The 14,154-nt window shown below is 60.5% G+C and carries 7 protein-coding genes; 2 read left to right on the top strand and 5 right to left on the bottom strand.

Annotation, left to right across the window (positions count from 1 at the left end; all coding sequences use genetic code 11):
- Positions 1-37: 37 nt before the first annotated feature.
- Both ACW9UO_RS09050 and ACW9UO_RS09055 read left to right on the top strand, forming a co-directional pair.
- Entirely contained in the window at positions 38-2,683 is a 2,646-nt protein-coding gene (locus tag ACW9UO_RS09050) for a COG1470 family protein (protein ID WP_457085495.1), read from the top strand.
- A gap of 82 nt (positions 2,684-2,765) precedes the next feature.
- Positions 2,766-8,507: a hypothetical protein gene (locus ACW9UO_RS09055; protein ID WP_457085496.1), complete on the top strand. Its 5,742-nt coding sequence runs from the start codon at positions 2,766-2,768 to the stop codon at positions 8,505-8,507.
- A gap of 277 nt (positions 8,508-8,784) precedes the next feature.
- On the opposite strand, the gene ACW9UO_RS09060 is transcribed toward ACW9UO_RS09055, so the two are convergent.
- Genes ACW9UO_RS09060 through ACW9UO_RS09080 form a run of 5 tightly spaced genes read right to left on the bottom strand, consistent with a single transcriptional unit; the run spans position 8,785 to position 14,137 of the window.
- Positions 8,785-9,681 carry a CobW family GTP-binding protein gene (locus tag ACW9UO_RS09060; RefSeq protein WP_457085497.1) on the bottom strand — a complete coding sequence of 299 codons (897 nt, stop codon included), beginning with the start codon at positions 9,679-9,681 and terminating at the stop codon, positions 8,785-8,787.
- Positions 9,678-11,180: an amidohydrolase family protein gene (locus ACW9UO_RS09065; RefSeq protein WP_457085498.1), complete on the bottom strand. Its 1,503-nt coding sequence runs from the start codon at positions 11,178-11,180 to the stop codon at positions 9,678-9,680. Before ACW9UO_RS09065 ends, ACW9UO_RS09060 begins: the two co-directional genes overlap by 4 nt.
- Before the next feature lie 12 nt (positions 11,181-11,192).
- Positions 11,193-12,641, bottom strand: coding sequence for a M81 family metallopeptidase (locus ACW9UO_RS09070; protein WP_457085499.1), 1,449 nt, complete (start codon positions 12,639-12,641; stop codon positions 11,193-11,195).
- Positions 12,638-13,162 carry a TRAP transporter small permease gene (locus ACW9UO_RS09075; protein WP_457085500.1) on the bottom strand — a complete coding sequence of 175 codons (525 nt, stop codon included), beginning with the start codon at positions 13,160-13,162 and terminating at the stop codon, positions 12,638-12,640. The genes ACW9UO_RS09070 and ACW9UO_RS09075 overlap by 4 nt, the downstream gene beginning before the upstream one ends.
- 3 nt (positions 13,163-13,165) lie before the next feature.
- A complete protein-coding gene (locus tag ACW9UO_RS09080) occupies positions 13,166-14,137 on the bottom strand; it encodes a TRAP transporter substrate-binding protein (protein WP_457085501.1) in 972 nt (323 codons plus the stop codon).
- Positions 14,138-14,154: the final 17 nt, after the last annotated feature.

Raw genomic sequence — 14,154 nt, forward strand, 5'->3', positions numbered from 1 at the left:
CCCCCGTCCACTCAGACTTTTTTAATGGTGAAATAACGTGAAACATCAAGCGTACTTTAAGCGCGGCTGTAGTGCTGTCGCGATCCTAACGGTTATCGGTACAGCAGCTTACGCTGCCGCCCCCGAAGCTGGCTCCGTCATCGGCAACCAAGCCGTTGCCACATATACCAACAGCTCAGGCGATACGATCACAGTGACCTCGAACAAGGTCGAAACGATTGTACAGCAGGTTGCAGGCCTTACTCTTGTTGCCGACAATAATGAAGCAATTGCCCCCGGTGGTAAAGCCTTTTTGCCGCACATTGTGACCAACGATGGTAACGGACCGGACAGCTTTACACTGGCCGCGGTCGAACAGAACACCGGCGCACTCGACACAACCCTGGTGTTCTATCCGGATGCGGACATGGACGGTGTCGCCGACAGCGCCACACCGATCACTTCGACCCCGGTTTTGGCGCCTGGTGAGCAGTACGGTTTCATCATCGAAGCTTCGGCCTCGTCGACACAGACCGGCACCGACGACATCGACGTCACCGCAACATCGGTTCTCGACAACGCCATCGTTGACGCCAACGTCGACACACTGACCATTTCGAACGGCGCGATCGTCGAAGTCGTCAAGTCGATGACAGTCGATCCCGCAACCGGCACAGGCAACAACGCGATCGTTGACGGCGGCGACGAAGTCACCATCACACTGACCTACTCCAGCACCGGTCTTGCCGCGGCAGACAACTATATCGTCCAGGATATCCTTGACGGTCGACTGGAATACGTGCCCAACAGCGCCACATGGTCCGACGCATCCGGCGGGTTGAGCGAAGCCAACGCAGCCAACGCAACTGACCAAACCAACGGCGGCGGCCAGACCATCGCTTGGTCGTATGACACCGCGCAAACCGTACAGTTCTTGATCAGCGAGATCCCCTCGGGTCGTTCCGGTAGCGTGACCTTCAAGGCCACCATCATCGATAGCGCGCCTGCAGGTATCATTCCGAACGTTGCATCACAGTCGGTCGACGGCACTGCCTTCCCTGACTCGAACACAGCCTCGGTCACAGTTGACGAACAGTTCAGCCTGGAAATCGACGACACGCGCATCAACCTCGACGGCACGCGTGATCTTACCGAAGCATCGGCCACAGACACCGACGGCACCGCAGACGATATCGTCAGCGACAACGTCGATGTTTTCCAAGGCGCAACGATCCCGTTCGAATTCGTGATCTCGAACACCTCGAACGTGACCGACAGCTACACGCTGGATGTCTCCAACGTCGACTTCCCCGCCGGCACCACCTTCCGCATGGTCGGTGAAGATGGCGCAACACCGATCGTTGGCACAGTTGGTCCGCTTGCTTCTGGCGACTTCACCCGCGTGACATTGCTGGCAACTCTGCCAACAAATGTGTCACCGGTTCCGACGTCGGAATACACCGCAAACGTCACCACGACCTCGCAAAACAGCGGCGCGTCCGACAGCTCGACCGCGGAATTCACCGGTCAGGTTCTCGCATCGGCCATCGACCTTGAGAACGATGTTGTTGGCTCCGAAGGCGACGGCGCATTCCCGACCAATGGCGGCCTGCCTTGGGTCACCACGAACACCGATCCCGGCGTTCCGGTGTCCTTCCCGATGAATGTCGAAAACGGCGGCACCACCTCGGACAGCTTCAACCTGTCGCTCGCTCAGGCCATCCCAGATGGATGGACTGTTGAGTTCCAACTGCTTGACGGCACTGTTGTGTCCAACACCGGCACCATCCCGGCTGGCGGCAACAAAGACTTCATCGTCGTGATCACGCCGACCGAAGGCTATCCGCCGAGCGATAACCCAATCGACATTCGGGTTGCGTCGGCTGTAACCGGCCAATCTGACCGGATCGTCAACCAAGTGACCATCAACAAGGTCGTGGACGTTGCCATCACTGCTGATCAAGAAACCCAAGCAGCTCCGGGCGGTATCGTTGACATGGTTCACACCGTGACCAACAACTCGAACGTCAACGTCACCGAAGGTGCGATCACTCAAACAGGTCTGACCGACTTCTCCGGCGCGATCTACTGGGATGCCAACTCGAACGGCGTGATCGACCCGACCGAAGTCATCGTCGATAACTTTGATGACCTTGTCGATGGCATCTCGCCTGGCGTCAACGGCCTCGCAGCCGGCGATCAGATCTCCCTGATCTACCGTGTGCAAACGCCGTCCAGCTCGATTGCGGGTGTCTCCGAAACCGGCACCATCACTCTGGCGACAAGCCTGAACGGGGCCGTCGATACAGATGTCGATACCACTGACAACGCGGTTGATGACAAGATCACCATCGTCTCGGGTGACGTCACTTTGACCAAGATGCAGTACATCGATCCGCTCTGTGACGGTACCGTAGGTGTCTACACCAAGAACCGTCTCGACGTAGAGCCGGGCCAGTGCATCCGCTACCAAATCGAAGCGGAAAACACCGGTACATCCAATGCAGGAAACGTGCGTATCCGCGATGTGGCTCCGGCCTACACCACGATCCACACCTGCGGCGGCGCCTGCACCTACACAGTGTTCCCTGCTGAGCCTTCGTCGAGCGTGACGATGACCGGCACCACTGCGGACAGCTTCCACAACACGGTTATCCCCGGTGGCTTCGCCCGCCTCGCATTCACCGTGCAAGTTTCCGAGTAATCACCATCGGTCCATCCGGCACGTTGCCGGGTGGACCACCCTACCCCCCCTTTCCTCGTATCAGTTTTCGGGTCGCCAGTTCATGTTTTTCGTCGGTATAAAATACGTTTCGCAAGTGTTTGCCCGAGTGTTGCTCGCGCTGACCCTCCTTGCCTCCTGCATCGCAGGCGCAGCAGATGCTCAGACCGCCACCTCTGGTCTGACAATCCGCAACACCGCCTCTGCAACATACTTCAACGCCCGCCTGGGCCTTGTTGAAACCATCAGTTCAAACACCGTTGCGGCCGATATCGCAGCAGTCCCCGCCTTCGAAATCACCGGCTGGACAGACCAGGTCTTGACCCGCGGCATGCAGTCCTTTCACCAGTATTCCGTCACCAACACCGGCAATGTCATGCTCGACATGTCGTTTTGGGTCGACACAACTGGCCAGAACAACGCCATCTCGGACATGGGTCTCTTTATCGACACCAACGGCAATGGCATCGTCGATGCCGGGGATACCCGCGTCGACGCCGCATCCACCGTCCCCCTCAGTGTGGGCGAGACTCTGTCTCTGATCTACGCTTTCGAAGTGTCCTCCACCGCCAGCGTCGGCGACACCATGCAATCGGAACTGACCGCGATCGGCAGAGGTGCCGGTACATCCATCAGCGCGACCTCGTCGGGTCAGGCCATGGGCTATACCCAGATCGTTGATGCGACACTGCAGCTGGAGAAATCCTTCGACCGCCGCGAAACCGATGCCGGATCCCAGATCACTTTCAACCTTCGGCTCTTCAACAACTCGCAGCAGGCGGTTGTTGGATATGACGCCATCGAAGGCGACCCGATCGAAGTAGACGGCACATCCGTGACCGGCGTTCTTGTCCGCGATCTCGTGCCGCTGAACACCCAACTGATCTCCGCTGGCATGACGCTGTCGATGCAGACCCTGTATCACATCGAAGGCACGCCCACGCACCAGTACATCACGCAGATGCCCATCGACACCGTCGACGTGGATGCGGTGGCATTCCTCTACCCCGCCGATTATCCCGTAGGTCAGTTCCGCGAGATGAATTTCACCGTGCTGCGGCCCGCAAAGCTCGGTCAGGCCGATGTTCGCAACGTGGCAGAAACCTGGATATCCGGAACAAACGGCCGGCTGGACGTCCCGTCCAACACCGTTTTTCTGCCCGCACTGAGCACGCCAACCATCACCCTCGACTTCGTCGATCCCGTGACCGGCGCTGCGGTGGAATATGCTGACGTCGGCACAGACACCGTGCTGTCCGTGTCCTCTGCGGCCTGTAACGCCACCCTCCGCATCGATCAGGTGCAGATCGACGTGCGCAGCCAAATCACTGGCGATGTCGAAACGGTTCCCGCAACTGAGACCGGCCCCAACACCGGCGTCTTTGTCACCGCTCCGCTGCCAATTGCCGAAATGCTCTCGCCGGTCTCCGGTGACGGCGTGATCGCGTCAACCAATGGTGACGTGCTGAGCGGCACCGTGACCTGCGCCGGCATCACCGCCACGTCTGAACTGCCGATCTCGCCTGGTCTCTACGTCTTTAACAGCGTAACCAACGCACCCGTGCCCGGCACCCTGCTGGAACTGCGCGATGCTTCTGGCACGCTCATCGCCTCCGCAACTTCCGGCGCCGATGGCTTTGCCGCATTCGGAATTGTTCCGGCTGGCGATTATACCCTGGACGTGACGCCGCCCGTCGCGTTCAGCTTCCCCAGCGTGCGCTCGGGATTTGCTGGCTATGGTCGGCGCGTGGACACGCAAGCCTCCTACGGTCTCGCCTTCAGCTACGCTGGTGGACCGATGGGCCTGATCGACATTCCGCTCGACCCTTTCTATGGCGTACCGCTCGCTTTGGAGAAGAAAGCCAATAAAACCAAGGTTCAGTCGGGCGAGTTTGTCCTGTATTCCCTGACCGCCACCAACAATATGGACCAGGCGCTGCTGCTGGCCACCATCTCTGACCGGCTGCCGCGCAACGCTGTTGCCGTCGAAGGAACCACCCGGGTGGACGGTAAAAAAGCCGCCGATCCCAAGTCCGACGGCGCAGGTGGTCTGACGTTTGAGGTTGGCATGATCCAGCCGCTCGACAGCCTGCTTCTCGAGTATGTTGTGCGTTTCACCCCGACAACCAAAAGCGGCGACCGCATCAACGAGGCCACGCTTTACGGTGAACAAGCCGGCACCGGCCAATACCGCGAGTCCAATATTGCCCGGGCAACCGTGCGGCTGAACGCAGAGGGCGGCGTATTCTCTCGCGAAGCCACCGTTGTTGGCACCGTCTTCCTCGATTGCAACGAAAACGGCATCATTGATGGCGAAGATGAAATCGGCGTGCCCGGTGTGCGCATCGTCACGCAACAGGGCCTGGCCGTCGTCACCGACCGCGATGGCAAATACTCCCTGTTCGGCCTCAAGCCGATCAGCCACGTACTTGCCCTGCAATCCTCCACTCTCCCGCTGAGCGCTAAGCCCCGGGTCTCGCGTGTCGCTGACATGCTTCAGGCCGGATCGCGGCTGGTTGCGCTCAAGCGCGGCGAACTGCGCGCAGAAAACTTTCCGCTGGAGGCCTGTACTCCGGCCGCCGTGGAAGAGGTGCGCCGCCGTGCCGAAACCCTGGGCGCACGTGATGCGGCCGATAGCAACCTGCTGTCCGATCTTCCGATCGACGCTGGCAACGCTGACAACCGGTCTGTGCGCTCCGAGGCCGGGTTGGCCACCACCTCTCAAGTCTACGGTGCCCGTGCAGCTGCGGAACAGGCGATCGAAACGCCTGCTGATGCGCAATCCGAAGCTGATGCCGTTCCCGCAGGCACGCTCGAAACCATCATCAAACAGCTCGACAAAAGCTTTGGCTTCATGGTCCTCAACGACGGCGACAGCGTAAGCCGCCGCAGCCTGACACTGCGGGTCAAAGGCCCTGCCGATCTGACGCTGAAACTTGAAGTCAATGGTCAGGAAATCGGACGCGACCGGGTCGGTGAACACGCGACCTGGAAAGGCGGCAACCTTCAAGCTCTGGAATTCATCGCGCTGCGGCTGAATCCGGGTGCCAACAAGTTGCGTCTGGTCGGGGCTGACGGCTTTGGTATCACGCGCAAATCTGCCGAAATCACCATCACCGCGCCCGGCGATCCCGCAAAGATCGAAATCATTGCGCCGCCAGAAGCACCCGCCTCGCCTGGCACCGCGATCCCTATCGTGGTCCGCATTCTCGATGCGCGCGGCACCGTTGTCCAAGCCTCGTCCGTTGTCACCCTCGACGCGCGCCACGCCAAGTGGGACGTCACCGACATCCGTGATGATCAGCCCGGCATTCAGGCCTATATCGACAATGGCGAAGCAACTTTTGACCTGCTGGCGCCGCAAAACGCCGGGCCAGACATCCTCAAAGTGCGCAGCGGCTTCGGCTCCGACACCAAGCGTATCCTCTTCAAACCCGATCTCGATGACCGCATTCTCGTCGGTATCATCGAAGGCTCTGTCGGCTTGAAAAACGGCGAAATTCACATCGACGAGCAGGCGCTCAGCCCCTTCGAAGATACTGTTTCCGGGCTGCGTGGCGAGGTTTACCTCAAAGGCCGCATCCGGGGCGACGCCCTGCTGACCCTGCGCTACAGCTCTGATCGCGACACCGAAGACCGGCTGTTCCGCGACATTCGTGCCGATGAATATTACCCGGTCTATGGCGACAACTCGGAACGCGGCTTTGACGCCCAGTCCTCGACCAACCTATTCGTAAAGGTTGAAAAGGGCGCGTCTTATGTCCTGTACGGTGACATCGCCATCGAACCCGAAGATCCCGCTTTCCGGCTCGGCGGATACCGCGATGTGACAACCGGCGTGAAAGCGCATTGGGAAGGCGAAAAGGCGCAAGTGACAGTTTTCGCAGCGCGCACATCGCAGCAAAGCAGAACCGTCGAATTCGATGGGCGCGGCATCTCGGGACCTTACGACATTGACCTGTCGAACTTTCGCGAAGGCTCTGACCAAGTGGACATCCTTGTGCGCGACGAAGACACCGGTGAAATCATCTCAACCGAGCGTCTGCGCAAGCTGGTCGACTATACGCTGGATTACTTCCGCAACACGATCATCTTTGACTATCCGATCCGCCAGGCCGATGCCGACGGCAACCCGATTTCGGTGCGCATCACCTATCAGATTGATGGCGAAGGCGCGGAAACCTACTGGCTCTATGGCGCAGAAGGGGTCTACAATTTCTCGGAACGCACACGGGCTGGCGTTCGGATCATCCGCTCCGAGGGACCGGAACAGACCGATGAGCGCTTCTCCATCGACGCAGGTTTTGTCGAAACCCAAGTTGGCAAAAACGCCACCGTCCAGGCCGAGATTGCCCGTTCGGAAGATGGGTTTGGCAAAGAAGGCAACGCTGTGCGCTTCTCGTATGAGTTCATGACCGACGAACGGCGCTTCCAGCTCGAGGCCTCTTCCGCGACAGAAGGGTTCAACCCTCCGGGCTCGCCCATCCGCGCTGGCGCAGATCAGGTCAAGATGACCTATGAAACCAAGCTGAACGAGCGGTCGACGCTGTCAGCGAGCGCCGAATACATGAACGATCGCCTTGGGGATGCCGAGCGCATCAGCGCCGACTTCGCTCTGCGCCGGGTGGTAGACGAAACAACCATCCGCACCAGCGGCGTTCGGTGGACCCGTGATCTCAAGGAAGACGCTGACGAAGGCACCGATCTGCTTTGGCTGCAATCGGCAGAATGGCGTCCGGCGTCGACACCGGGCCTCAAGTTCGACTTCGATCTGGAGATGCCGTTCATGGGCGTCGAGCAGGGGACCCTGCGGGTTGGAGCCGACTATGAACGCCGCAAAGGTCTGCGCTATTTCGGCGAACTCGAGCTGTCTTTTGGGCCGCTGGGAGATGAGCTGACCCGCGCGCACCTTGGCATGGAATATCGCATCACAGAATGGCTGACTGGCCGCTCCGAGGTGACGACCGATGGCGACGAAAGCACCCAGGTGGTCCAGGGCGTCAACAGCAAATGGGAGCTGAATGAGCGCGTCTCTCTGCGGGCGGGTCTGGAGCACAGCTTTGACATCGGCATCCCAGACAGCGGCCTGACAAGCTTGGCCCTTGGTGCGAAATGGACGTCGGAGAACGGCCAGTGGGTTGGCGAAGCGTCGCTGGACCAGACCATCGAAGCCGAAGGGTACACCGCATTTGCCGATTTCGGACTGGCGGGCCAAGTGAACCCCGATCTGACGGTGCTTGCGCGCAGCCGCTATGCCTTTGACGGACGCGGAAAAGGCCCGGAAAAGCACCGCCATCGCCTGCGCGCCGGGATGGCCTATCGTCCCAAGAGCGAAGCACGGCTGAACGTATTGGCCTGGTATGAGAACCGGCTGGAGATCAATTCGGTGCGAAGCAATGACCATCTTTGGTCAGTGGCCGCGACATGGGATGCCGACGAGCGGATGCGGATGAACGGCAAGTACGCCGGTCAGTACAGCAGCCAAGGCTATGAAAATGGCGCCGAAGCCACTGGTTTGATGCAACTTCTGCAGGCAGGCGTGACCGGAGAGATCATTCCCAACCGGATGGAAGCCTCACTCAACGCCTACCACATGTGGGACAATCACGGCTACTCCAGCCAAGCGCTGGGTGTTGAGGCCGGTCTGGTTGTCGACGAGGGTGTCATGATCTCGCTTGGCTACAACCACGCGCGGGAAACGCTGCCCTACGACAGCCCCTTCTACGAAGATGGCTTCTTCTTGAAACTGCGCCTCAAGTTGGACGGCAGCCTGTGGGGCCAGCTTGACCGGTTCCTCGGAAACTAAACTGCGGGGAAACCTTTAATCCCAGCACGTCATCTTCAGCTCGGAGCCTCCGGCCAGCGAGCTGAAGATGGCGAAACGGAAAGACATACACCAGCTTGGCGCATTGCGCGTCACGCCAGTGGCAAGCCAATTTTCCCGCCAGCGGCCTGTTTAGGAAAGCAGCAGCCCGCTCGTCGATCTCGGTGCAATAGTGCGAGGACCGGCGCGAAACAGGCTTATAAAGACGCCAGCCCCGCCCACTGGACACAGCATTTGCCCTTCGCCAGCCCCGTACCCTTTATCGCAGCCCGTCAAGCTGCCGCTTGGCGACATCCGGCTGAAACCGGCCACGCTCTCCGATCAACACCAGTTGGCATCCCTGCTCGGCGGCCCCCAAACCGTTCGGCACGCGCGACAGCGTGGCGCGGGTGCCGGCCATTTGAAACAGCAACTGCCCTTCATCCACACAGACAAAACCCTTTGCGCGCATGACACTGGGCGCAAGCGCGGACATGGTGCGCTGGAAGCGAAGCAAATCGATCCGCTCTCTGTGCTGCCATTCGAGATGCACGAACCGGTCATCCTGCAGCGGCGTGCCCAATTGCGCGCGCTTCCGCGGTTCGGGATGGACCACCGCGGCCAGAGGGAAGGCTTCGGCAAGGTCGAAAAGGTGACGTTTTCCCAAGGCAGACAGGCTATCGCGAACAGCGGAGAGGTCGGCGTCACGCATCCCCGCCGTCTTGGCCAAACATAGAATGTCGGACCCGGCCACCTGGGCCTTCCACAGCGGATCCTTGGCACGAACCGGAACATCCGGCGCGTCGATCACGCAGGCGATGGTTTCCAGCCGCACCTGCGACCAAAGCACCGGATCGGCCAAAGACTGCGCTATTCCGGCAGGATCTGCGACGCCGCTGGCCTCAATCACGATAAGTTCGGGCACGGGGGTCTGGCCCAGCACGATCTTCAGCGTCCGCAAAAGATCACCCTGCAGCGAACAACAAATACATCCGTTGCGAAGGCCGATCACCCCGTCTGCGGCCCCGTCCAGAAGCGCCGCATCAATATTGATTGCGCCAAAGTCGTTGACGATGGCGGCAATGCGCAAACCGTGATCCTCATGCAGGAGCCGATTGATAAAACTGGTTTTTCCCGCCCCCAAAAACCCGGTGACCAACAGAACCGGGACGCTCATGCCAGCGCACGGCGGATCGGGCGGCCGGGTGCCGCGGCCGTATCAAGCGTACCGCCCTCAATCACCGGCACACCGTTCACCAACAGATACCGCACCCCTTCCGAGGCGCGGTTCATCGCGGTAAAATCGGCCCGGTCGGTCAGTGTGTCGAGATCAAAAACCACCAGATCCGCGTCACATCCTTCCTGCACCCGTGCCTTTTTGCGAATTAGCGGCGCGCAGCTTTCAATGACCCGCGCCGGCAGGATCGTGCATTTCGCCAGCCCCTCCATCAGCGCCATCACATTACGTTCCCGGACATAGTCGCGCAGAAATCGGGTGAACGTCCCAGAGGACCGGGGGTGCGCCGAAAGCCCCTCTGGCAGGGGCCAATCGAGCCCCTCATAAATCGTGCCATCTTCGTTTATCCACGGCATGGCATCCGACGCGATCGAGCCGCCGGGATAGGTGACAGACAGATCCAGCAGACGGCGATGCGCGTCGTTCACCTCCACATCAAGAAAATGCCACATCACCAGATCGGTCGGCGCAGCATCACGCGCGCGTACAACGTCATCGCGGTCAGTGAAACGATGGTGGTTGCGGATCAGTTCCACATTCGAATAGGCGCTGCCGGTGCGTTTGGTGAAATCCGGATCCATAAAGAACCCCGCGCTCACCACCGTGGCGCCAGTGCCATAGGGGTAGGCTTCGGTGGTGACCGGCAACCCCTGTTTCTGCGCCTTGGCCACCAGCTCTGTCACCCGCTCGATGTCCATCAGCGAGGTCGAATTCAGATGGCAAATGTGCATATGCGCACCGGTTGCCCCCGCAAGCCCAATCAGCCGCACATAACTGTCGACCGAACTTTGCGGGTCAATGTTGCTGAGATACGCGATGTGGGTATAGGTCGGCGTCCCGTACTCAAAGGCCAGATCGCAGATCTCGCTCATCTCTTTGACCCCGGCACCGGGGGCATAGCCGTTGGGCAGGCCAATCCCGATCGCCCCGTCGTCCAGCCCCTGCCGCACATGGGCCACGATGGCGCGGGTCTGCGCCGGGTCTGCCGCCTCGTTCGACCAGCGCATATCATCGGCTCCGGCCCCCATCTGGTCAATCGGGTGGACCGCAGGATCAAGCTCAATCGCGCCCAGAACCACTTTGCGGGCAAAAATCCACGCCGCCGCCGTGCCATAGTTCAACGCGCGCGGAATACTGGCCTGCCGGTCGTACCAGCCGGCCACCGGCAGCGCGCCCACCTCAAGCTCAAGCGTGGTGGTCACCCCGTCAAAGGCCTGCATTCGGTCCGCCGCCACCGATTGGCCGTGAGCGTGCAGATCAAGAAACCCCGGTGCCACGATCAATCCGCTGGCGTCAATCTCGCGCGTGGCCCGGCCTGTGATGGCGCCGATCTTTGCAATCACGCCCCCTGCGATGGCCACGTCGCACGTCTGGTCAAAGCCCGTTTCCGGGTCCATAACGCGGCCGCCGCGCAGAATGATGTCATAAGCCTCGGTCACTGTGGCGTCTCCTCAGCCGAATGGGGTTTGCGTCTTGGGCCAGAAATTTGCGTCTCGTTTGGTGTAGGGGATGATGGTGAAATCGGGGGTGATCGCACCGGGTGTGCCAAGGTGAATGACCTCCGCCGCGATCGGCGCGAAACCATCGTAGAAATGCTGCGAGGATTTCACCACGACATATTTCATCCGGTTCAACTTAAGTCCGAGGGTCTCGAAAGCTTCGGGATGAAAGGTCTGGGTGCGCTTGGTGTTCACGATGACATGCAGGCCAGCGCTTTCGAGCCAGACACAATCGCCCATCTTCATCGCCGCCGTCCCGAGGTGCTGCACCGCGTCGCGCGCAATCCCCCGCACCCTAACCCGAAGGTCAACCGGGTCGCCAGACATCGGGCCGATCTTGCCGCCAAGCCGGATGTCCATCTCTGCCCCGATCCCCGCATCCATACACATGCCCACAAGAACCGGATCCCAAAAGGTGCCTATCGCAATGTCCTTCAGCCCACGCTCAAGCGCCGCTCTAAGAACAAAGGTCGAATCCGACGGAGCCCCCCCGCCCGCGTTGTCAGCAAAATCCGCCAGCACAATCGGCGCGCCCTCGGATGCGCCGGCCCGGTCAAGCCCGTCCTCCATGCTTGGGAAGGTTCGCAAGCTGTGGCGCATCTCCCAAAGATCGCCGCCAAGCGCCTTTGCGCGGGCCAGCGCAAGGTCGGCATCGTTATCCGTGACGACCAATATGCGTGTGCCACTGCGCGGATGGTCCCCCCACGGAAAGCCATGGATCAGCGAAACGGACAGCACGCCATCCGTGCCCTCCATCGCGGACAGGCGGTCGACATAGCTGCGCACGGGTTCGAAAGGCGTGTGATACATCGCCATCATGCGGCAGTCATAATCGGCCATGACCGGTGTAATCCGCCCCGCTGCGGCCTCGGCACAAAGCGTAAAAAGCTCGTCGGCACGCGGCCCCACATCGACATGGGGGTATTCCTTGTAACAGATGATGGCGGTGGCGTTCTCCAGCATCACCTCCGTCAGGTGACAATGCGGATCAAGCTCCAGCCCGATTTTCGCCTCCGGCCCGGCAATCTCGCGGATGCGGGCCATCATGTCCCCTTCGCAATCGTCATAGCCCTGCGCGATCATCGCGCCATGCATCGACATCAGCACCACATCCACGGGAAGCACCGCGCGCAGATCGTCAAGAATATCGTCGCGCATCGCCTCATACACCGCGCGCACGGTCGGGCCAGCGGGCTGCGCATAGGTCGACAGCCCCTCCACCACCTCCCATCCAAGCGCTTCGGCCCGGCGGCGCCAAACAGTGACCGCAGCAGCATAAAGCCCCGCTTCGCCACGGGATGCGGATTTGCTGTACAGATGCTCCTGAAAGCCGCTCCAGCCGGTGGGAATGGGGGAAAATGAGTTGGTCTCGGTCGCCAATGAGGCCATGAAAAGCTTCATTTTGCGTCCTCCATTTGGGCCAGCGCCTTCGCCACATCTGCGATCACGTGCAGCAGGATCAGGGTGAACGCCAGCGGGATTGCGATGCCAAACACCACCATCGGCAGGTCCATCGTCTCGGTCTGGCGCCCGGCAAGCCGCGCAAGATAGCCGCGCGCCGGATTGGCACCCGGGCCAAGAAAGCTGAACCACAGGATCGGCAGCGCGAAACAACACACCCCAAAGGCGCGCACCAAGGTAAACGCCAAACCCCGCAGCCCCGTCGCGGCAAGCGCGTCGGGAAACAGCGTTGGATCAAGCCTGTTGCGAAAGGCGCAAGAGGCCCCCAGCAACCCGCCCCAGACCATCGAAAACCGCGCCAGTTCCTCGGTCCAGATCGGCGGCTGGTTCAGCAGATAGCGGGCGATGACCTGCCAACCGGCCGCAGCAAGCATCAGGGCGACGGCAAAAGCCGCCCCCACCAATGCCATCCGGTTCAGAGCGGCAGAGAGCCGCTCAAGCAGTTGCGCCACCGCCCGCATGCCTTAACGCCCGACCGCAGTATTCCACGCCGCAAGCGCGCCTTCGGGCATGTCCGTGGCCTCATAGATCGGCTGGCTGGCCGCGCGGAACTTCTCGCGCTCTTCGGCGGTCAATTCGATCACCTCGATCCCGGCCTCCTCAAGCTGTTTGAGAACGGCAGAATCGTCCGAAACCAGCTTGCGGTTTGCGTCATGGGCGGCTTTCACCGCCTGTTCAACGATCTCGCGATCTGCGTCAGACAGGCCCTGATACCAGTCCTCCGACGCAATCGCGACGCGCACCGAGGGGCTCATCTCGGCGTTGGTGAAATACTTGATAAAGGCGGTGTGGCCATAGGTCAGCGGCACGAAGGCCGGATTGATATAGCCGCCTGCCACGCCGGTCTGCAGCGCGTTGGGCACTTCGGACCATGACACGATGGTGCCCTTGGAGCCCCACTGCTCAAAGGTGTTGATCTGCACTTCATCCAGCGCGCGCATCCGCACGCTCTGCATGTCTTCGAACTTGCGGATCGGCACCTCGGTGGTGAAAATGCCGGTCGCCGTGCCGGTCATGACCAGGTCAAGCACGCGAACGCCCTTGGGGGTTGTGCCCGCGTTGATCCGCGCCAACATGCTGCCCTTGTCCAGCGCCATGTCCAATTGATCGAGGTCGTCAAAGAAATACGGCATCGACGCGCCCGATACGGTGCCATCGAGCGTGCCTGCGGACTTGGCGTCTGACATCGACACTTCAAGCAGCCCCTGGCTGACCTGATCAAGCCGTTCTGCCTCTTCGCCCAGCGAATTGCGCTCGTATTCTGCGGCCTCAATGCCGTGTTCGTTCAGGTAGTTGCCGAAGGTATGCGCCCACACATAGGTGCCGGATTTCTCCAGATCCGGCGGGCTGTCGAGGGCAATCTTGACCTCGGCCGCAGCCGGCAGTGCAACGGCCATCGCCAAAGCGGAGATCGCAAATGTATGTGTCAGTTTCATCTTGTTTCCTTCCCTGA

The organism is Marinovum sedimenti, assembly GCF_054052205.1.